This window comes from Pseudonocardia adelaidensis (genome assembly GCF_039543345.1).
Taxonomy (GTDB): domain Bacteria; phylum Actinomycetota; class Actinomycetes; order Mycobacteriales; family Pseudonocardiaceae; genus Pseudonocardia; species Pseudonocardia adelaidensis.
The window spans coordinates 36,248-56,416 of sequence record NZ_BAABJO010000015.1 but is presented as its reverse complement, the minus strand read 5'-3'; the positions used below and the strand labels follow the sequence as shown (position 1 = coordinate 56,416).

General features: G+C 72.6%; 19 protein-coding genes. 5 read left to right on the top strand and 14 right to left on the bottom strand.

What is annotated here, in order from left to right; translation table 11 throughout:
• Positions 1-58: 58 nt before the first annotated feature.
• The 5 genes from ABEA81_RS20775 to ABEA81_RS20755 all read right to left on the bottom strand — a co-directional run bounded on the left by ABEA81_RS20775 (position 59) and on the right by ABEA81_RS20755 (position 6,415).
• Entirely contained in the window at positions 59-1,192 is a 1,134-nt protein-coding gene (locus ABEA81_RS20775) for an FAD-binding oxidoreductase (RefSeq protein ID WP_345606899.1), read from the bottom strand.
• Positions 1,180-1,455 carry a hypothetical protein gene (locus ABEA81_RS20770; protein ID WP_345606898.1) on the bottom strand — a complete coding sequence of 92 codons (276 nt, stop codon included), beginning with the start codon at positions 1,453-1,455 and terminating at the stop codon, positions 1,180-1,182. The genes ABEA81_RS20775 and ABEA81_RS20770 overlap by 13 nt, the downstream gene beginning before the upstream one ends.
• A 112-nt stretch (positions 1,456-1,567) precedes the next feature.
• Complete coding sequence (locus ABEA81_RS20765; protein WP_345606897.1) at positions 1,568-2,353, bottom strand: BBE domain-containing protein; 786 nt, start codon at positions 2,351-2,353, stop codon at positions 1,568-1,570.
• A gap of 102 nt (positions 2,354-2,455) precedes the next feature.
• Entirely contained in the window at positions 2,456-4,771 is a 2,316-nt protein-coding gene (lon, locus tag ABEA81_RS20760) for an endopeptidase La (protein ID WP_345606896.1), read from the bottom strand.
• 105 nt (positions 4,772-4,876) lie between these two features.
• On the bottom strand, positions 4,877-6,415 hold the full coding sequence (locus ABEA81_RS20755; RefSeq protein ID WP_345606895.1) for an FAD-dependent oxidoreductase: 1,539 nt from the start codon (positions 6,413-6,415) through the stop codon (positions 4,877-4,879).
• 54 nt (positions 6,416-6,469) lie between these two features.
• Between ABEA81_RS20755 and ABEA81_RS20750 the strand changes: the two genes are divergently transcribed.
• Positions 6,470-7,111: a TetR/AcrR family transcriptional regulator gene (locus tag ABEA81_RS20750; protein ID WP_345606894.1), complete on the top strand. Its 642-nt coding sequence runs from the start codon at positions 6,470-6,472 to the stop codon at positions 7,109-7,111.
• A 49-nt stretch (positions 7,112-7,160) separates the two neighbouring features.
• Here the strand turns inward: ABEA81_RS20750 and ABEA81_RS20745 are convergent, their stop codons facing one another.
• The 7 genes from ABEA81_RS20745 to ABEA81_RS20715 all read right to left on the bottom strand — a co-directional run bounded on the left by ABEA81_RS20745 (position 7,161) and on the right by ABEA81_RS20715 (position 12,148).
• Positions 7,161-7,715, bottom strand: a complete 555-nt coding sequence (locus ABEA81_RS20745) for a YbaK/EbsC family protein (protein ID WP_425570626.1) — start codon at positions 7,713-7,715, stop codon at positions 7,161-7,163.
• Positions 7,709-8,056: a DUF2516 family protein gene (locus tag ABEA81_RS20740; RefSeq protein ID WP_425570620.1), complete on the bottom strand. Its 348-nt coding sequence runs from the start codon at positions 8,054-8,056 to the stop codon at positions 7,709-7,711. Before ABEA81_RS20740 ends, ABEA81_RS20745 begins: the two co-directional genes overlap by 7 nt.
• Positions 8,057-8,155: 99 nt before the next feature.
• Positions 8,156-8,896, bottom strand: coding sequence for a hypothetical protein (locus ABEA81_RS20735; protein ID WP_345606891.1), 741 nt, complete (start codon positions 8,894-8,896; stop codon positions 8,156-8,158).
• 5 nt (positions 8,897-8,901) lie between these two features.
• Positions 8,902-9,288 carry a helix-turn-helix domain-containing protein gene (locus ABEA81_RS20730; protein WP_345607027.1) on the bottom strand — a complete coding sequence of 129 codons (387 nt, stop codon included), beginning with the start codon at positions 9,286-9,288 and terminating at the stop codon, positions 8,902-8,904.
• A 265-nt stretch (positions 9,289-9,553) separates the two neighbouring features.
• Positions 9,554-10,804: a DUF445 domain-containing protein gene (locus ABEA81_RS20725; RefSeq protein WP_345607026.1), complete on the bottom strand. Its 1,251-nt coding sequence runs from the start codon at positions 10,802-10,804 to the stop codon at positions 9,554-9,556.
• A gap of 270 nt (positions 10,805-11,074) precedes the next feature.
• Entirely contained in the window at positions 11,075-11,602 is a 528-nt protein-coding gene (locus tag ABEA81_RS20720) for a hypothetical protein (protein WP_345606890.1), read from the bottom strand.
• Between the two features lie 342 nt (positions 11,603-11,944).
• The gene (locus ABEA81_RS20715) at positions 11,945-12,148 is read right to left on the bottom strand and encodes a cold-shock protein (RefSeq protein WP_075951945.1); all 204 of its coding nucleotides are present in this window, start codon (positions 12,146-12,148) and stop codon (positions 11,945-11,947) included.
• Positions 12,149-12,462: 314 nt separating this feature from the next.
• On the opposite strand from ABEA81_RS20715, the gene ABEA81_RS20710 reads away from it, so the two are divergent.
• Both ABEA81_RS20710 and ABEA81_RS20705 read left to right on the top strand, forming a co-directional pair.
• Positions 12,463-13,392, top strand: a complete 930-nt coding sequence (locus ABEA81_RS20710; protein WP_345606889.1) for an acyl-CoA desaturase — start codon at positions 12,463-12,465, stop codon at positions 13,390-13,392.
• A 307-nt stretch (positions 13,393-13,699) separates the two neighbouring features.
• Positions 13,700-14,350, top strand: coding sequence for a hypothetical protein (locus ABEA81_RS20705; RefSeq protein WP_345606888.1), 651 nt, complete (start codon positions 13,700-13,702; stop codon positions 14,348-14,350).
• A 253-nt stretch (positions 14,351-14,603) separates the two neighbouring features.
• On the opposite strand, the gene ABEA81_RS20700 is transcribed toward ABEA81_RS20705, so the two are convergent.
• Entirely contained in the window at positions 14,604-15,914 is a 1,311-nt protein-coding gene (locus tag ABEA81_RS20700; RefSeq protein ID WP_345606887.1) for a GGDEF domain-containing protein, read from the bottom strand.
• Positions 15,915-16,310: 396 nt separating this feature from the next.
• On the opposite strand from ABEA81_RS20700, the gene ABEA81_RS20695 reads away from it, so the two are divergent.
• Together ABEA81_RS20695 and ABEA81_RS20690 are read left to right on the top strand one after the other, a co-directional pair.
• The gene (locus ABEA81_RS20695) at positions 16,311-16,718 is read left to right on the top strand and encodes a YciI family protein (RefSeq protein ID WP_345607025.1); all 408 of its coding nucleotides are present in this window, start codon (positions 16,311-16,313) and stop codon (positions 16,716-16,718) included.
• Positions 16,715-17,872 (top strand): RNA polymerase sigma factor, encoded by a 1,158-nt coding sequence (locus ABEA81_RS20690; RefSeq protein WP_345606886.1) that lies wholly within the window; start codon positions 16,715-16,717, stop codon positions 17,870-17,872. Before ABEA81_RS20695 ends, ABEA81_RS20690 begins: the two co-directional genes overlap by 4 nt.
• 47 nt (positions 17,873-17,919) lie before the next feature.
• Here the strand turns inward: ABEA81_RS20690 and ABEA81_RS20685 are convergent, their stop codons facing one another.
• Positions 17,920-19,128: an FAD-dependent monooxygenase gene (locus tag ABEA81_RS20685; protein WP_345606885.1), complete on the bottom strand. Its 1,209-nt coding sequence runs from the start codon at positions 19,126-19,128 to the stop codon at positions 17,920-17,922.
• Positions 19,129-20,169 lie beyond the last annotated feature (1,041 nt).

The following is a 20,169-nucleotide window of genomic DNA, read 5'->3' as shown; positions in this document are numbered from 1 at the left end:
CCCTGTTGGTCTGCACCAGTGGAGGAGCCGGCCCGACCTGGCCTGATACAGGCGACCGTCAGGCGGGCTTGATGTTCGCGTTGCGGTGGAAGAGGTTGCCCGGGTCGTAGATCGCCTTGATCTCGGCGAGGCGCTCGTACTTGCCCCGGCCGTACGAGTCGCGGATGCGGTCGTCGTCCTGCTCGGCGAGGGCGTTCACGTAGCTGCCCGTGTTCGTTGCGAGGGGGCGCAGGGCGTCCCACATCGTGCGGGCCCAGGTGCGGTCCGCCGCCAGCGTTTCGGCGTCCGTGGCGATGACGTCGATGACGAGCATGCACTCGGCGGACCGGCTGCCGCCGAAGGCCGTGTCGTCGTCACCGACCTCCGCGCAGGCCCCGGTGAACAGGAACATCGGCACGGCGGTCAGCGGAGAGCTCTTCCGCGGCAGGTGCTCGGCGAGCACGCTGATCGCGTCGTCGCTGAAGCGGTCGAAGTAGAGCCCCCGCGTGTACGCCTGGACGCCCCAGGCGAACGGAGCCTCGTCGAACATCTGCTGGAGCGCCGTGTAGGGCATCGGCGTGACGAACCGCACCGCAGGCGGCAACGCCTGCACGATCGGCTCGACGAGCGCGGCGTGCTCCTCCGCGGTCCCGAACCCGGCGACCAGGAACGCGCAGCCCAGTGCGCCGTGCAGCTCCTCGGGCACGAACGGGGCGGGGGGCGCGTTCAGCGCGAACGGGATCCCGGCCGAGTCGGGCGGGAGGCGGCGGGCCGTGTCGCGGCTCAGCTTCAGGGCCGCTTCCATCTGGTCCTGCGGCCAGAAGAGGAACGCCAGGTGCACCTCCGGTCCGACCGGGTGCAGCCGGTACTCGAACTCGGTGACGACGCCGAAGTTCCCCCCTCCGCCGCGCACCGCCCAGAACAGATCCGGCAGTCGCTCGGCCGATGTGCGCACGATGCGCCCGTCGGCCAGCACGACCTCCGCGGCGACCAGGTTGTCGACGACGAGACCGTGCCGGTGCATCAGCCAGCCGACGCCCCCGCCGAGGGTCAGGCCGCCGATACCGGTGTGGCTGACCATGCCCCCGGTGACGGCGAGGCCGTGCTGCTGGGTGGCGGCGTCGACGTCGGCCCACGTGCAGCCCCCACCGCAGCGGGCCCGCCGGGCTGCCGGATCGACGGTGACGTGCCGGATCTCGCTCAGGTCGACCACGACCCCGTCGTCGACCACGGAGGCGCCGGGATAGCTGTGGCCACCCCTCGGACCGCGATCTCCAGTCCCTGCTCCTGGGCGAACCTGATGGCGGCCACGACGTCGTGCGGCGACGCGCACCTCGCGATCACCGCTGGACGCCGGTCGATGGCGCCGTTCCAGACGTCACGGGCGTCGTCGTACCGCGGGTCGCCGGGGACGATGACCGGCCCCGTCATCTCGGCACGCAAGGCCTCGATCCCTGCGCTCGCTGTCCGGGTCATGGCGGGCCTCCTCGAATCCGCGTCCACATGCCTCGACCACGTGAGCGGCGGGATGAGCTGCGACGTACGCGCGAACGGTGGTCGACGGGAACCACCCGCACGCGGCTGCCGGCTAGACCGGCTTGATGTTCGCGTTGCGGTGGAAGAGGTTGCCCGGGTCGTACTGACCCTTGATCTGCGCGAGCCTGCCGAACTTCGCGGGGCCGTACGACGCGCGCACGCGGTCGTCCGCGTCCAGCTCCGAGATGAAGTTGACGTAGCTGCCCGCATTGCCGGCGAGCGGGCGCAGCGCGTCCCAGACCGACTGGGCCCATGTGCGGTCCGCGGCGAACACCTCGGGGTCATCGCTCGTCGCCGACACGTCGACGACCCAGTGCGGCGTGCGCAGCCCGCCGTAGGCGGTCGCCTCGTCGCCGACCTCGCTGACGGCCCCGTGCAGCGCGAAGATCGGCATGAACGACAGCGGGGCCGACTTCCCGGTCGCCCGCTCGGTCAGCACCGTGATCGCGTCGTCGGTCAGCTCGACGAGGTAGAGCGCCTTGTCGTACATCCGGATGCCGGAGTGGAGCTCGGCGTCGAACAGCTGCTGCAACGCCGGGTACGGCATCGGGGTGAGGAACTCGAACGTCGGCGGGCACAGGTCGCGCACGGGGGCGAGCGCCCCGGCGTGCTCCTCCGCCGAACCGAAGCCGGCGACCAGGAGGGCGTGGCCGATCCGGCCCTGGTGCTCGGGGGGCACGAACGGCGCGGGCGGCGCCGACAGGGCGCCGGCGACGAAGATGCCGAGATCCGACGGCAGGAGCGACGCCGCCTCACGGCAGGCGCGCAGGCCGTCCACTCCTCGCTCGATCTCCCAGAACAGGAGGCCGAACTGCACCTCGGGGCCGGCACCGGACACGCGAACGGGTGAAGCGGACGCACCACCCGTTCAGCCCGCCCCCGCACGCACGAACGGCACCCTCGCCGGTAGGTGCGGACGAGGGTGCCGTTCGTCGATCGGTCAGGCGACGGCCGCGACCGGCGCCGGCTCCAGGGCCAGCTCCAGCACCTCCGCGACGTCGGCCACCGGGTGCACCCGCAGCTCCCCGCGCACCGACTCCGGGAGATCGTCGAGGTCGGGCTCGTTGCGCTTCGGGATGATCACGTCGGTCAGCCCGGCGCGGTGGGCCGCCAGCAGCTTCTGCTTGACGCCGCCGATCGGCAGCACCTTGCCCTGCAGCGTGACCTCACCGGTCATGCCCACCGACGACTTCACCGGCCGTCCGCTCGCGAGCGACGCCAGCGCGGTGGTCATCGTGATGCCGGCGCTCGGCCCGTCCTTCGGCACCGCGCCCGCCGGCACGTGGACGTGCAGCTTGCGCTGCGCCAGGTCGCCGGCGAGCCCCTTCGACCGCAGGTAGGACAGCGCGATCGAGACGGACTCCTTCATCACGTCGCCCAGCTGGCCGGTCAGCGTCAGGCCCGGGTCGCCCTCCATCGCCGTCGCCTCGATGAAGAGCACGTCGCCACCGGCCCCGGTGACGGCCAGACCCGTCGCGACGCCCGGCACGGACGTCCGCTCGGCGGTCTCGGGCGTGAACTTCGGCCGGCCAAGGTAGCCGACGAGCGCGTCCGCGTCGACGTGGACCGGCGCCTCGGCGCCGCCGTCCAGCTTCACGGCCACCTTGCGCAGGACCTTGGCCAGGCCCCGCTCCAGCTGCCGCACGCCGGCCTCGCGCGTGTACTCGGCGGCGATCATCGACAGCGCCACGTCGGAGAAGTCGACGTCGGACGGCTCCAGACCGGCCTTCTCGATCTGGCGCGGCAGCAGGTGGTCGCGCGCGATGGCGACCTTCTCCTGCTCGGTGTAGCCGTCGAGCTGCACCCACTCCATGCGGTCGGCCAGCGGGCCGGGGATGGCCTCGCCGACGTTGGCGGTGGCCAGGAACAGCACGTCGGACAGGTCGAGGTCGACCTCGAGGTAGTGGTCGCGGAACGTGTGGTTCTGCGCGGGGTCGAGCACCTCGAGCAGCGCGGCCGTGGGGTCACCGCGGAAGTCGCTGCCGACCTTGTCGATCTCGTCGAGCAGCACCACCGGGTTCGCCGAGCCCGCCTCGCGGATCGCGCGGACGATCCGGCCGGGCAGCGCGCCGACGTACGTGCGGCGGTGGCCGCGGATCTCGGCCTCGTCCCGCACGCCGCCGAGCGCGACGCGCACGAACTTGCGGCCCAGCGCGCGGGCGACCGACTCACCCAGCGACGTCTTGCCGACACCGGGCGGGCCGACCAGCGCCAGCACGGCACCGGAGCCGCGGCCGCCGACCTTCTCCATGCCCAAACGGGCACGCCGCGCGCGCACCGCGAGGAACTCGATCAGCCGTTCCTTGACGTCGTCGAGGCCCGCGTGGTCGGCGTCCAGCACGGCACGAGCCGCGACCAGGTCGTCGGTGTCCTCGGTGCGCGTGTTCCACGGCATGTCGAGGACCGTGTCGAGCCACGTGCGGATCCAGCCCGACTCCGGGCTCTGGTCCGACGCCCGCTCCAGCTTGCCCACCTCGGTGAGCGCGGCCTTGCGGACGTGCTCGGGCAGGTCGGCGTTCTCGACGCGCGTGCGGTAGTCGGCGGAGTCGTCCTGCGAGTCCGGGTCGAGCTCACCCAGCTCCTTGCGGATCGCGGCGAGCTGCTGGCGCAGCAGGAACTCGCGCTGGGTCTTCTCCATGCCCTCGCGGACGTCCTGGGCGATCTTCTCGGAGACCTCCTGCTCCGCGACGTGCGCCTTGGTCCACTCCAGCAGCAGCTCGAGCCGCTTGACGACGTCGGTCTCGGCGAGCAGCTGCAGCTTCTGGTCCAGGTCGAGGTAGGAGGCCCAGCCCGAGGTGTCGGCGAGCTGGCCGGGGTCGGTGATCTGCTGCACCGAGTCGACGACCTGCCACGCACCGCGCTCCTGCAGGATCCCGATGACGAGGGCCTTGTAGTCCTTGGCGAGCTCGGTCATCCGGCCGGTCACGGGCTGGTCGGGCACCGGGGTGGCCTCCACCCACAGCGCCGCACCGGGCCCGGTGACGCCGGACCCGATCTGCGCGCGGCCCTCGCCGCGCACCACGGCCGCGCGCTCCCCGCTGGGCAGGCGTCCCACCTGCTCGAGGACGGCGATGGTGCCCACGGCGGCGTACCGGCCGTCGGGGCGGGGAACGACGAGGACCTTGCGATCGACGCTGTTGGCTGCATCGACCGCTGCCTGGATTTCCGGCTCGTCGAGCCGGACGGGAACCACCATGCCGGGCAGCAGCACCGAGTCGGCGAGCGGAAGCACCGGCAGCTTCAGCGTCTCTGTCATGCCCTGCCCAACGCTTACACCGTTGTCGCCATTCCAGTGTTCAAGTAATTCCGCTGTCCGCGAACGCAGGAACCTTGAGCGGGACCGGCTCAAGCCGCGTCGGCCTCACCCGAGCAACGCAGGCGCCTCCTGGGCGCTTCCCGCGAAGCACCTGGCCAGCGCGGCGTCCGGCCGCTCGTGCGGCTCCCGCCCGACCCAGCCGACGTACCCGTCCGGCCGCACCAGCACCCTCGCCGCGCCGACGTCCGTCCCCACCGGCGATCCGACGACCCGCGCCGGGATCCGGTCGACGCCCCAGGCGACCTCGTGCACCGGGGCGAGCGGCGCGTCGAGATCGAGGAGCAGGCCCCGCCCGGCGCGGAGCAACGCGCTCACGGTGGTGACGCCGTCCTGCGTCCCGAGCGCGAGGTCGATCATGCGGGCACCGACGAGCGGGTCGGGGTCGCCGAGGTCGTAGCGGATCGCGAGACCCGACATCAGCCCGGCCAGGTACTCGTTGCCGTCCGGGAGACGGGCCATGTCCATCACGATCTCCCGCAGCCCGCGCACGTCATCCGCCTCCGGGGACGGGAACGCGATCACCCGTTGCGCACGGACGGTGGCGAGGACGCGCGCGGCGACCGGGTGCCGCTCGTCATGGTAGGTGTCCAGCAGGGCCTCCGGAGAGCGTCCGGCCACGACCCCGGCGAGCTTCCAGCCCAGGTTCATCGCGTCCTGCAGCCCGAGATTGAGCCCCTGCCCTCCGATCGGCAGGTGGATGTGCGCGGCGTCGCCCGCGAACAGGACGCGGCCATGGCGGTACTGCGCCAGCTGCCGGTGCGCGTCGGAGAAGCGCGTGCCCCACCGCAGCCGCGCGAGCACCGTGTCCGGGCCGTGAACGGCGGTGAGCGCCGCGGCGACCTCGTCCGCGGTCACGGGCGCCGTGCGCGGGAGGGCCGCCTGCGGCGGGCCGCCGAAGACAGCGCGGTAGCCGGCGACGCGCCCACCCTCCCCGTCCAGCGGGTGGAGCATCATCCAGTACCCGCCGCCGGGCCGCATCATCGTGCTGATGTGGCCGACGGTCCGCGGCACCGTCTCCCCCGCCGAGGCGAGCTCGATGTCGGCACTGACCGCGGCCATGGTGCCGGCCTGCCCCGGGAAGTCCGCGCCGACGAGCTTCCGGACGGCGCTGTGCCCGCCGTCGCAGGCCACGAGGTAGCGACCACGAACGCGGCCGTCGGAGACGGTCGCCTCGACCCCGTCGGAGTCCTGGACGAGGCCGACCAGCTCGGTGCTCCGCCGCACCCGCACCCCGAGCTCACGCAGGCGCGTTTCGAGGATCTGCTCGAGTCGGTCCTGCGGGATCATGATGCCGTCCGGGTAGCGCGTGCGCCACGGACGCGCGTCGAGCGGGACCGGCAGGAACGCGAAGTGCCCGCCGACCGACTCCCGCGGGACGGCGCGCTCGGTCACGGCATCGAGCAGGCCGCGCATCGCCAGCACCTCCGCGCTGCGCTGGTTCACCCCGCCGCCGCGGGACTGGCCGCTCGGCACCGCCTCCCGCTCGACGACAGCGACGTCCACACCCGCCAGCGCCAGCTCGCACGCGAGGAACAACCCCGTCGGTCCAGCGCCCACCACGACCACCTCATGTCCAGTTTTCACACCGAGAGCATAAGTAGACCGAGTGCAGAAATCAACCAGATGTAGAGTTGCCCTGTGGACGCGCAGCTCGGTCTGAGGGAACGGAAGAAGGCGCGCACGCGCCGGGCGATCTCGGAGGCGGCGATCGCGCTGTTCCTGGAGCGCGGCTACGACGCCGTCCCCGTGGCCGAGATCGCCGAGGCGGCCGAGGTCTCGAAGCGCACCCTGTTCGCCTACTTCCCCACGAAGGACGACCTCGTCCTCCACCGCTTCGCCGACCACGAGGACGAGGCCGCCCGCGTCGTCCGCGCCCGGTTCGCGGGCGAGACCCCGCTCGAGGCGCTCCACCGCCACCAACGCGCGGCACTGGAGCGCCGCGACCCGATCACCGGGCTGTGCGACGTCCCGGCGGTCGTCGCGTTCCACCGCCTCGTCGCCGAGACGCCGACGCTGCGCTCGGCCCTGCTGCACTACCACGCCCGCAGCGTCGACGCGCTCACATCCGCCCTGCTCGAGACGACCGACGGCGTGGCCCACCAGGAGCTCACCGCCCGCTTGGGGGCCAGCCAGGTGCTGACGGTTCTGCAGGAGCTGGCGAACACCAACCAACGCCGGATCAACGAGGGCCGGAGCGCCGACGAGCTCGCGTCACTCGCGCTGGCCGAGGCCGACCACGCGTTCGACCTGCTACGAAACGGCCTGGCCCCGTACGCATAGCCGCGCGCGGAGCGGGCTCCTCGCACACCCCACGGCCCTGCGGGGGTTCCTACCGGCCGAGGCCCTCCACGACCTCGGCACCCGGGAGCCGGGCAGCCAGCTCGCCGGGCAGCGCGAGCTTGGAGCCGCGGATCCCGCTACCGATCACGACGGCGGGGGCGGCCGCGACCGCGGCGTCGACGAGGAGCGGCCAGCCGTCGGGCAGGCCGATCGCCGTGATGCCGCCGTACTCCATGCCGGTGTGCTCGACGGCGTCGTCCATCGGCGCGAACGAGGCCTTGCGGGCGTCCAGCCGCTTGCGGACCAGCCCGTTGACGTCGGCCCGCGTGGTGGCGAGCACCAGGCAGGCCGCGTAGCGGGTGTCCCCGCCGCGCCTGCCGGCCACGACCACGCAGTTGGCGGATCGGTCGAGCGGGGAGGAGTAGGCGGCGCAGAACTGCGCGGTGTCGGCCAGGCCCGGGTCGATCTCCGCGACGCCGACGAGCGCGGCGTCGGCGGGGTCGAGGGCCTTGAGCGCGTGGGCGACGGGGTCGCCGAGGAGGTCGGGCCGGTCGAGTGCGGGAACTGCCTGCAGCGTGCCGAGAACGGACCAGTCGGTCACCAGCGCTGCCCACCACCTTGCACGCCGACCACGGCCGGCTTGACGTCGACGATGTACACCAGCACGGCCACGAGCGCGGCCAGCCAGAACAGGGCGCCGCTGCCGAGCGGACCGCCCTGGAAGAAGATGAGCACCAATGCGCTGGCCCCGGTGATCCCGAGCCATGCGGGCTTGGTGAGCTTGTCGGCTGCCGTGAACGCGTCGGCGCGCTGCATCAGCGCGTGGACGAACGCGTAGCCGCCCACGGGGATGGCGAGCAGCCAGATGGCCCACAGCACCCAGTTGTCGAGGTTGTACAGCAGGCTCACAGGACCAGAGTACGTGTGATCACGGTCAAGGCACATCCCCGGGCCGGTTCAACGGTCGCTGCGGACCGGTCACCGACGTGCGCCGACGCCCCCGAGGCACGGGAGCCCTCGGGGGCGTCGGGTGGACGCAGCGGGTCAGCTGCTGGACCTGGAACCGTTCCCCGAGTTGTTCCGGCGGGCGGCCGGCTTGCTCGGGCTCGACGTCGGCTCGGCCTTCGGAGCCGTCCGGTTGGCGGCCCTGCGGGTGGTGCTGCGCGTCTCGCGCGCGGCCTCGGTGCCCGCCTCCGAGATGGTCTCGGCCGCCTCGGCGCCGGCGTGCGCAACGGTCCTCGAGGCGTCCTCGCCCACCTCGGTGACCGTCTCGGCCGCGCGGCCGCTGAAGCGCTGCGTGGCCTTGGCCAGCCGCTCACCGGTGGACCGCGTCTGCGTGCTGACGGCCGCGAGCGCCTTCTCGGTGGCGTCACGGGCGTCGTCGACGATGTCGTCGACCCGGGAGTCGAGCTTGCCGGTGTAGGTGCTGAGACGAGCGATGGCCTCCTTCACCTGCGGCTGCTCGCGGAGGCGCCACCAGGTGCGCTCGCCGTGCTGGGCGAAGTCGGCGTAGGTGTGGCCGGCCTGCACGCGCAGCTCGGCGACGGCCTTGCGCAGCTCCTCGCCGTTCAGGTGCTGCGGCAGCTCGGCGACCCGGTGCTGCACGCCCTCGGCCTGAACCCGCGCGGCGGCGACGGCCTTGGACACGGCGCTGACGGCGAGCTCGCCCGCACCGAGCACGGCGAGCAGCGGCGTACGCGCGACCTCGGCACGCTGGGCAGCGGTCTTGGCCGCGTCGTGGCGGGCCTTGCGGACGTCGGCGGTGGTCGGAAGGTCCACGGCCATGGTGATCACTCCTCTGGTGGCGACGAGTCGTGCTCCCGCCTGAATGACTGGTAGATGTCGAGGAGCACCTGCTTCTGGCGCTCCGTCAGGCCCGGATCGGCGAGCACGGCGTCGGCGACGGCGCTCGCCGGCTTCTCGTCGAGGATCCCGGCCTTCACGTACAGGGCCTCCGCGGAGATCCGCAGACCTTTCGCGATCTGCTGGAGGATCTCGGCGGACGGCTTGCGCAGCCCCCGCTCGATCTGGCTGAGGTAGGGGTTGCTGACGCCGGCGGCGCGTGCGAGCTGCCGCAGCGACACCTGCGCACCTTCCCGCTGGGTGCGGATGTAGGTGCCGATGTCGTCGACGGCCTGGCCGACGGCGTGCCCCGCCTGCTCGACCACGTGGCCCACCTGCCCGACCGCGTGCCCGACGCGCTCCCCCGGGCCGGTGTCACCCGGCTGGGAGGGCCGCTCCGTCGCTGCCACTCGCGCTCACCTCCGTGCGTCCCCATCGACGGTACGCACGACTGCTAGCTGTTGCAAGCACCCTGATTGCGCAGGTGGATGACGCCGACCACACTCGCGCGCCGGCACTCACACACCAAGCGCAGCGCTCGCACACCAACTGCGGTTCGTGTGCCGGCCCCACCGTTGGTGTGCGACGCCCGGGGCGGTCTCAGCCTCCGAACGCGAGCTGACCCACGGTGTAGATCACCAGCCCGGCCAGCGAGCCGACCACGGTGCCGTTGATCCGGATGAACTGCAGGTCGCGACCGACCTGCAGCTCGACCTTGCGGGAGGTCTCCTCCGCGTCCCAGCGCTCGACGGTGTCGGTGATCAGCGTGGTGATCTCGGCTCGGTAGTGCCGCACCACATAGCCTGCGGCGTCGCCGAGCCAGCCGTCGACCTTCGCGCGCATCTCGGCGTCGGTGGCGAGCCGGGTGCCCAGCGCCACGAGCCCGTCGCGCACCCGGGTGCGCAGCGCGCTGGACGGGTCGGCCGCCGCGTCCAGGATGAGGCCCTTCACCGTCGCCCACGCCTGGCCGATGAACTTCTGGACGTCCGGGTGGCCGACGATCTGGTGCTTGATCCGCTCCGCCCGCTCGATGGTCTCCGGATCGTTCTGCAGGTCGCTCGCGAACTCGACGAGGAACGTGTCGACGGCCTTGCGCAACGGGTGCTCCGGGTCGGTCTTCACCGCCCAGGCGAAGTTCTGGACCTCGAGGAAGACGCGGTCGGCGATCAGGTCGTCGACGAACCGGGGCGACCAGGCCGGGGCGCGGTCGTGCACGATCCGCAGCACCGTGTCGTGGTTGGCGCTGACCCAGTCGTACGCGCGGTCGCAGACCAGGTCGACCAGGCGGTGGTGCGCGCCGTCGGCGAGCACGCCCTGCAGGACCGTGCCCAGCGGTGGGCCGACCGGGCGCTCCATCAGCTTGCGCACCAGGACCTGCTCGATGACCTCCTGCACGGCGTCGTCACGCAGGACCGTGACCACGCCCCGGGCGGCGGTGGCGAGCTCGGCGGTGATGCGGTCGGCGTTGGCCTCCTGGCCGATCCACGCGCCGACCCGGGAGGAGACCTCGACGCGGGCCAGCTTGTCGCGCACGACGTCCTCGGAGAGGAAGTTCTCGCCGACGAAGTCGCCCAGGTTCTCGCCCAGCGCGTCCTTCTTCGTCGGGATGATCGCCGTGTGCGGGATGGGCAGCCCCAGCGGTCGCCGGAACAGGGCGGTGACCGCGAACCAGTCGGCCAGCGCACCGACCATCCCGGCCTCGGCCATCGCGCGGACGTACCCCACCCACGCCGGCCCGCCGCTCACCTCCCACCAGCGCATGGCGAGGAAGATCACCGTTGCGACGAGGAGCAGGCCGGTGGCCAGCGACTTCATCTTCCGCAGGTCCCGTTGCCGAGCAGCGGCATCCATCCGGCCGAATCCGAGCCCGACCTCCACGACGGGACGGCGGCCCGGCGCGTCCGTGCGAGGGGACTGCGAGGTTTGCACGCACCCATAGTGCCCGGGGATGGCTCTGGCCGGGGTCGGTGGTGCTCCACCGACCCCGGCCACGTTCGTGGTGCGGCCGCGCTACGGGGGAGGAGCGCTCCCCCGGGCGCCGCACCACCGGCGGTCCCGGTACCCCCGGCGCGGCGCGACGAGCCGCGTCAACGGGGGCGAACCGGTCGCCGGTCGGCGGTCCTACATCAGCGAGGACCGCATCCCGACCGCCAGGGCACCGGCGGGCCGCTGGGCGCCCGGGTGCGCGTTCCGGTCGGCACGCCACCGCAGCGCGTCGGCGGCGGCGTTGAGGATCGTGTCGGCCGCCGGGACGCGGTAGCCGGTGAGCGCGGGAGCAACCCGCCAGTGCACCCAGCCGTCCGGGACCTCGGACGGCGGGGCGAGCACGGCGGTGCCCGCGGTGTGCAGGACGACACCGTCGACGTCGCGGAGCTCCGCGGGGAGCACGGCGCCGGGGGTGACGGGGAACCACCACGAGCCCGTGGGCGTGGCGGCGATCGGCACCACCGACCCGGTGTCCCTCAGGTGCGCGCAGACCTGGCGGCCGACCGCGGCCGGCACCTCGACGATGTCCAGCGCGGTGCCGGTGACGAGCAGCAGCGCGGTGGGCGACGCCGCCACCACCGGCCAACCGTGGTCATCGAACTCGTGCGCAGCCGCGCGGAGCTCCGCGCCGTACACCGCGCGGTAGCTGTCCCAGCCCGACATCTTGATGACCTCCGTGCCACTCGTCTCGCTACTGCCTCGTGCCGCATTCCTGTGAGGCACAACACCGAGCATGACGCGCCGGGAACGGGTAGTGGGGCGCGCAGCGACGATCGACCCGAGCGCCGAGACGAGCGGGGATGTCCGCTGAGGACGCGCTCACTCACCGCCGGTTAACGGCAGGTGACCGGTTGGCGGCCGGGGATCGACGGCCTGTGCGCACACCGTCACGGAGACGAGAACCGGTCGTCGCTGTCGCGCCCCGCCCAGCGGCACCCCGTCACAAAAGAAAGGTGCCGGCGTCCCCCATGGGACGCCGGCACCTCTCGTGCAGGTCGGGACTGCTCAGATCGGGCGGACCGTGTCGGCCTGCGGCCCCTTGGCGCCCTGGCTCGACTGGAACTCGACCCGCTGGTTCTCCTCGAGCGTGCGGAACCCGTCCGACTGGATCGCCGAGTAGTGGACGAAGACGTCCGGACCGTTGTCGTCGGTGGCGATGAAGCCGAAGCCCTTCTCGGCGTTGAACCACTTGACGGTGCCCTGGGGCATACCTGTTCTCCATACGTGTAGCGGACCCTGCCGACTGTGTGCCGGCCGGGGGTGCACGGGACCGCCGCTGGACGAAGAGGATGCCCTCGAACGCCTGCGAAGCCCACCGTCACTCTCCACGGACGCTTCACAACGATCGAGGAAGACACGACTGCAACCGCGTCAGAACCTACCACTTCACTGATCAGGAAGTCTGCTCCGAACGCGGGAATCGAGGTCGGAGCGGCCGGTCGAGGCCTCGGCGGCCGGCCGTCGTTGCCGTACCGTGACCTGGAGTCCGCGGGTCCTGACCCGCCCCGCCCCAGAGGAGCCCCATGACCGCTGCCGCCCAGTACCGGCCCGCCGCCGCCCCGCTCGTCGAGGGGCGCAAGACCGCCACGGAGCAGGCCCTCGTGGTCGCGTTCATGGTCGTGCCGCTGCTCGCGCTGGCGGCAGCCGTCCCACTCGCCTGGGGCTGGGGGCTGAGCTGGCTCGACGTCGGGCTCGCCGTCTTCTTCTACTACCTCACCGGTCTCGGCGTCACGGTCGGCTTCCACCGGCACTTCACGCACGGCTCGTTCAAGGCGAACCGGCCGCTGCGCATCGCCCTCGCGGTGATCGGCAGCACCGCCTTCCAGGGCGGCGTGATCGGCTGGGTCGCCGACCACCGCCGCCACCACGCCTTCTCCGACAAGGAGGGCGACCCGCACTCGCCGTGGCTGTTCGGCACGAGCGCGGCCGCGATGGTCCGCGGCTTCTGGCACGCGCACATGGGGTGGATCGTGGGCCGCGACCGCACCAACGCCCGCCGCTTCGCCCCCGACCTGCTCGCCGACCGCGACATCGTCGCCGTCGACCGGCTCTTCCTCCCGCTGACGCTCGCCAGCCTGCTGGTCCCCGCGCTGATCGGCGGGCTCGCCTCCCTCTCCTGGTGGGGCGCGCTCACCGCACTGTTCTGGGCGGGCCTGGTGCGGGTGGCGGTGCTGCACCACGTGACGTGGTCGATCAACTCGATCTGCCACATGTTCGGCCACCGCCCCTTCGCCGCCCGCGACCGCTCGGCGAACGTCTGGTGGCTCGCGGTGCTCTCGTTCGGCGAGTCGTGGCACAACCTCCACCACGCCGACCCCACCTGCGCCCGGCACGGCGTCAAGCGCGGGCAGGTCGACATCTCGGCCCGCATCATCTGGATCTTCGAGCGGCTCGGCTGGGTGCACTCCGTGCGGTGGCCGACGACGCGACGACTGGAGCGGCTCTCCCGCTGACGCTGCGTCACGGAACGAGCAGGTTGCTACACCGCGTGTGACACCTGACCGATCGGATACGGCCATGGCCCGCATCCCATCCGGACGTGTGGTCGAATCGCCCGACCCGCCGATCCTCGCGAGCGAGGTCCGCGTCTCGGCCGTACCGAACGGGGCCCAGAACCCCCGATCGAGGACACCCGTTCCGGTATCCGTGATCACCGAGGGTGGGGGCCTCCGGCCTCGTCGAACTCCTTCCCCTGGTGTCACACCAGCCCCAGACGCATCATTCCGGGCGTTCTGTCCGTCCGACCTGGGGAGGCTCCCGATGCGGAGTCGGAACGCAAGAACCCTGTCGATCGCCGCGATGACCGCCGGGGTGCTCGCCACCGGCCTCGGGACCTCGACCGCCTACGCCGCGGAGCCGCTGCCGCCCGATGCCGTGGGAGCCGCCGCGGCAGGACCCGTACCCGTCCCTGGAACGCAGCAGGCCCCGATCGACAACCTCCTGACCGCGGTCGGCGACCTGCTGGGTGGGCTCGTGACCACGCGGGTGACCGCGCCTGCCGAGCCCGCACCGCTGGCCGTGCCCGCCGCGGCGACGGCCGGACCGGAAGCTCCGGCCGATCCGGGCGCCCCCGCCCAGCTCCCGCTGCCGCCGCTCCCGGCGCCGCTGCCCGCCGTGCCCCCGCTGCCGCAAGCGCCGAGCCTCCCTCCGCTCCCCGGGGTGCCCGATCCCGCGCTGCCCAGCGCACCGGCGCTGCCCGTCCCGCTGCCCACGCCGTCGCTTCCCCTGCCGAGCGCACCTGCGCTGCCCGCGCCGCTGCCGCTCGGTGCCCCGGCCGCGGCCGCGCCGCAGGGCGAGCCGTCGACCGCGGAACCGTCGGAGACCACCACCGACGAGCCGGAGGAGACCGCGGAACCGGCCGACTCGGGCGACAGCGGAGACAGCGGCGGCACCTCGTCATCCGGCGACTGATTAGCTGGTTGCTTCCTGGGTTCTCAGTGGTCGAGGCCGCTCGGGGAGCGCTCGACGGGGGCGTCCGCGCGGGGGTCGGGTCGCACGAAGGTGATACCCGGGCCCGCCGTGCACGTGGTGTCGTCCGAGCTGCCGCATGCGTACCGGATCGCCGACCAAGGGGAAATGGTGGCCGAATGATCTCCGGGAGCGACCATCTGCCCGTGGTCACCGCTGCAGAGCAGCCATCTGCCCCACGGCATCCGGTGGTGGCTCAGGGGTGGTGGCGTGGCGCGGGGCGGACGGCACCGCTCGGCACGGCGTGCAGGCCCATGCGCACGGTGTTGCGCCCGGCCCGCTTCGCCGCGTACATGGCCGTGTCGGCCACCTCGAGCAGCTGGCCGAGGTCGGCGGCGTCGGCGGGGAAGGACGCGCCGCCGATCGAGACCGTGAGGTTGTCGACCACGACGGATGCGTGCGTGTCGGGGACCTCCACCCGGATCTCGGCCACCCGCCTGCGGATGCGTTCGGCGACGGCCACGGCTGCGATCCGCCCCTCATCGGCGTCGGTGCTCGGGAGGAGCACGACGAACTCCTCACCGCCGAACCGCCCGACCAGGTCGTCGTCCCTGACCTCGTCGCGCACCGCGGCGGCGACCGCGGCGAGCACGTGGTCGCCCACGAGGTGGCCGTACCGGTCGTTGACCAGCTTGAAGTGGTCGAGGTCGAGGACGAGCAGGCCGACGCGGCCGTCCGTGCGTTCCGCCCGGCGCAGCGCTCGTACGGCCCGCACGTGCCACGCCGCGGCGTTGAGCAGGCCGGTCTTGCCGTCGACGCTCGCCGCCTCCTCGAGCTGCCGCACGAGGACGGTGCGGTGCAGGACGATCAGCGGGGGCAGCACGAGCACGGCGTACGCCGGCCCGAGCGCGCTCATCGCCCCGGCGGCGAGGGCTCCCATCGACAGCGTGGCGAACTCGAGCACGGCCTCGTCCCCGCGGGTGAGGACGTGCAGGAACGTCGCCAGGTCGCGGTTCGGGCCGCTCAACACGATGACGGCGACGACCAGCACCATGTTCACGGCCGCGTAGGCGAGCAGCGCGAGCACGACCGCGACGAGCCCCAGCAGGCTCTGGAACAGTGCCGCGCGCTCCACCAGTCCGGTGACGGCCGAGGCGGCCTGCACCGCGAGCACCACGGTGGCGGTGCTGTAGATGGCGCGGTGCGGGGGTATGCCACCCCGCCAGACGCGTGCGTAGAGGTGCCCGTAGATCCCGATCACGACGACGCTCGCGGCCGCTCCGGGCAACAGCGCGGCGGCGGCGAAGGTCCAGACGGAGCTGAGGTCGATGTGGGGGGTCTCGTCCGAGCGGTGCCGCATGCGTTCGACGCCGAGCGACGCCTCGGTGCTGAGCACCCCGGCCGCCGCGAGCACGAGCGTGACGAGGACCCAGTTCAGCGGGAGCAGCGCGATGTCACGCGGGATCGAGAACGCCAGCGTGCCGACTGCCGCGAGCTCGACGGCGAGGATCACGGCGAGGACCGGGACCGGAAGGGTCCAGACAGCCCACCGTCGCGGCACTCGCATCCCCCTGAAACCTTTCATCAGGCCGCCATCGCAGTTGATTGTCGCCCATCCGGGCGGATGGTAGCCGGACGGCGACCCTACGTCATCGGTCAGTCGATGTGCACCACCCGGCGGAGCGGCGAACGGCCACTCGAAACGGGCAGGCGGTGCACTCCCACGGCGGGGACCATGGCAGGCGCACACCGAGCACTGAGGGGAGACTAACCGAGGCCCTCGAACCCACCGGCGACCGTGTGACGCCGGTCATAACGACTGGCCTGGCCACCCGCTCAGGTGAGCGCTGCTGTGATGCAGGACACGAGACCCTTCCCGCAGCGGTGTCGAGAACCCGTAGCCGGCTCCGTCCCCGCGGTGACCGTGACCAAGATGGGTCGCACCCGCACCGAGGAGAACCAGATGGCCAAGTACCTGCTGCTCAAGCACTACCGCGGCGCCCCGGCGGCCGTCAACGACGTGCCCATGGACCAGTGGACGCCGGAGGAGATCTCGGCGCACGTGCAGTACATGCGGGACTTCGCGACCCGGCTCGAGGGGACCGGGGAGTTCGTCGAGGGCCAGGCCCTCTCCCCCGAGGGGACGTTCGTCCGGTACGACGGCGAGGGCCGCCCGCCGGTCACCGATGGCCCGTTCGCGGAGACCAAGGACCTCATCGCCGGCTGGATGGTGATCGACGTCGACAGCTACGAACGCGCCATCGAGCTGGCCGGGGAGCTCTCGGCCGCTCCCGGGGCGGGTGGGAAGCCGATCCACGAGTGGCTCGAGCTGCGCCCGTTCTACGGCGAGCCGCCCACCATCACGGAATGAGGTCTCCGGTGGACGAGGCCCTGCTCCGCAGCCTCACGCCGACCGTGCTCGCGATCCTCGTCCGGCGCGGAGCCGACTTCGCGGCGGCCGAGGACGCCGTGCAGGATGCGCTGGTCGAGGCGGTCCGGGTCTGGCCTGCCGACCCACCGCGGGACCCGAAGGGCTGGCTGGTCACCGTGGCCTGGCGAAAGTTCCTCGACGCCACCCGGGCCGACACCGCTCGCCGCCGTCGCGAGGACGTCGTCGACACCGAGCCCACGCCGGGGCCGGCGTCCCCTGCGGACGACACGCTCCAGCTCTACTTCCTGTGCGCGCACCCGTCGCTGACGCCGTCGTCCGCGGTGGCGCTCACCCTGCGCGCTGTCGGCGGGCTCACGACCCGCCAGATCGCCCAGGCCTACCTGGTGCCCGAGGCCACGATGGCGCAGCGGATCAGCCGGGCCAAGCGCACGGTCGCCGACGTGCGGTTCGACCGGCCCGGCGACGTCGCCACCGTGCTGCGCGTGCTCTACCTGGTGTTCAACGAGGGCTACTCCGGGGACGTCGACCTCGCCGCCGAGGCCATCCGGCTCACCCGCCAGCTCGCGGCCGTGATCGACCACCCCGAGGTGGCCGGCCTGCTCGCGCTCATGCTGCTGCACCACGCCCGCCGTGCCACCCGCACCGCTCCCGACGGGAGCCTGGTGCCGCTCGCCGAACAGGACCGCAGCCGCTGGGACACCCGCTCGATCGCCGAGGGCGTCGCGATCCTGCAGGCGGCGCTGGCCCGCGACCGGCTGGGCGAGTTCCAGGCCCAGGCCGCCATCGCCGCGCTCCACGCCGACGCCCCCACCGCCGAGGAGACCGACTGGCCGCAGATCGTCGAGTGGTACGACGAGCTCGCACGCCTGACCGACAGCCCGGTCGTGCGGCTCAACCGCGCGGTGGCCGTCGGCGAGGCCCACGGACCGCGCGCCGGCCTGGCCGCGCTCGCGGAACTCGACGACTGCCTTCCCCGCCACACGGCGGTGGCGGCCTACCTCCACGAGCGCGACGGCGACCCGGCGACGGCCGCCCGCCTCTACGCCGAGGCGGCCCAGAAGGCCCCCAACCTGGCAGAACGCGCCCACCTGACCCGCCAGGCGGCGAGGCTCAACGCGGGCCGGAGCCGCTGACGCATTCGACGGGAACCGCTGGTTCACCGCGCCCGAGGTGGTGGGGCCTACGGCCTGACCGCCCCGGAGTCCGGGACCGCGGCGTAGTCGGGCAGCTCGACGCCGTTGATGGCGCGCTCGACCAGCTCCATGAGCGCCTCCATGTCGAGCTCAGGGCTCGGCTCCGCGTCCGGAGCCGGTACCTCGCGGCTCTGTACGTGCATCCGGCCGATCTCCTGGTTGGCCTCGACGAACGAGCGCATCCGCGCCTCGTAGCCGGCGAACCCGGCCTCCGGGTCCCACCCGCAGGAGGCCAGCTCTCCGGCCAGTAGATAGGCGCCGACCAGGGCCAGCCCGGTGCCACCCCCGGACATCGGCGACGAGCTGAACGCCGCGTCCCCGAGCAGCCCCACCCGTCCGCTCGACCAGCGGTCCATCACCACCTGGGCGACCTGGTCGAGGTAGAAGTCCGGGGTGTCGTCCAGGTGCGCGAGGATCCGCGGGGTCTGCCAGCCGAAGCCGGCCATCCGCTCGCGCAGCAGGCGCTTCTGGGCCTCGACGTCGCGGTAGTCGACGTCGAAGTCGGCGGCGGTGAAGGACAACATGGCCATCGCCCGGGTGGCGTCCTGGAGGGGCCGCAGGCCGGCGGAGCGCCCGGACTGCTGGTCCTGGTAATCGATGAGCCAGCGGTCCAGCCCGAACTCGTTGGGCACTGTGTAGAAGGCAAGCACCATGCCGAGGTGGCGGACGAACTGCTCGCGCGGCCCGAAGACCATCGCGCGCAGCGCCGAGTGCAGCCCGTCCGCGCCGACCACCAGGTCGAAGCGCCGCCGGTCGCCGCCCGCGAAGGTGACGTCGACCCCGTCCGCGTCCTGGGTGAGCTCGGCGATCCGATCACCGAAGACGTACTCGACGCCGTCGCGGGTGTCGTCGAAGAGCACCTGGGACAGGTCCCCGCGCAGGATCTCGATCTCCGCGATGTACCCGTCGCCGCCGTGGTCGTCCGCTCGGAAGGTCTCCAGCACGTTCCCGTCCACGTCCACGGTGTACGCGCCGGCGGTGTCGGTGCACGCCGCGCGCACCGCCGCGTCCAGCCCCATCCGCCGGATGACCTCCTTGGCCACCCCGCGCGCGTCCACCGCCTGCCCACCGGGACGCAGCTCGGGGGCCCGCTCCACCACGGTCACCTCGGCCCCGCGCCGGCGCAGCCAGTGGGCCAGCGCGGGCCCCGCGATGCTCGCCCCCGCCACCAACACCCTGATACCGCTCGCGGTCATGCGCTGCTTCCTTCCCGGAATGGAGACACGAGCTGCTCGTGTCGATGACGTGGAGCCGGACCCGTCCTCAGTCCGCCGCCCACCCAGCAGGTAGACCCGGGCGCCCCCGGGAAATCATCGCGGTGCGGGCACCGGGTTCAACGCGGCCGGATCGCCGCAGTCCACAACGTCATCCCGTTCGCCGGACCTCGGGGCCGCTGCCGACCCCGGGCCGAACTCCGTCGTCCACCCCGACGGCTGCCCACGCTGCGGTGGGGTTCGGTCTGGAACGAGGCCCGGCCTGCGTCGGTGGACTGGTCGAACACTGGGAGTCCCTTCTCGCAGGGGCGGATCGAGGCCCGCCCGGACCATCCCGGGCAGCGCGACCAGTCTTCGAGCGCGCCCGCGACACCACCAGTGACACACCGCACCCGCCACACGTGGGTTTCCCCCGACCACTCCTGTGCGCTCCGCACATCGCGCAGGTGAGGCCGCCGACGACGGCGAAGCCCCGATGAAGTGCGGCGAGCACGCCCCATGCCAGCCGCCCATCCAGGAGCACCAACCTGAGAAGCACCCGACGCGGGAGGAGGCCTCGAAGCAGAGGGCGCCGCAGGCCACCCGAGGTGCAGCCAAGAGCGGAACGCGGCCTGCCGAGGGATCCGGGGGCGAGGCCCCTCCGGCTGGGGAGCTGGGGGCTAGTCGTCCAGTTGTAGATCGTCACGCGGTGAGGGCGTCCACGAGCGGTCAGGGTGCGTTCCGGGGGACGCGAGCCGGGGTGCCGCTCACGGACGGCGGGCATCCGGTGGGCGCGCCGTTCCCGGCCCGGGACGCAGGGTGCGCCGGTGTCGCCCGGGGGTGCGGTCGTGTCGCCTCCGAGGGGGTCCGGGGGCGAAGCCCTCCGGCGTGGGGTCTGGGGGCCCGGCCCCCAGAAGACACCCCGATCGACGACGGCGAAGCCGCAAACGAAGTGCGGCGAGCAAGCGAGACCAGAGATTGTGGCCAGGGGCGGGGTCGAACCGCCGACCTACCGCTTCTCAGGTCTAAGGATCACTGTCGCAG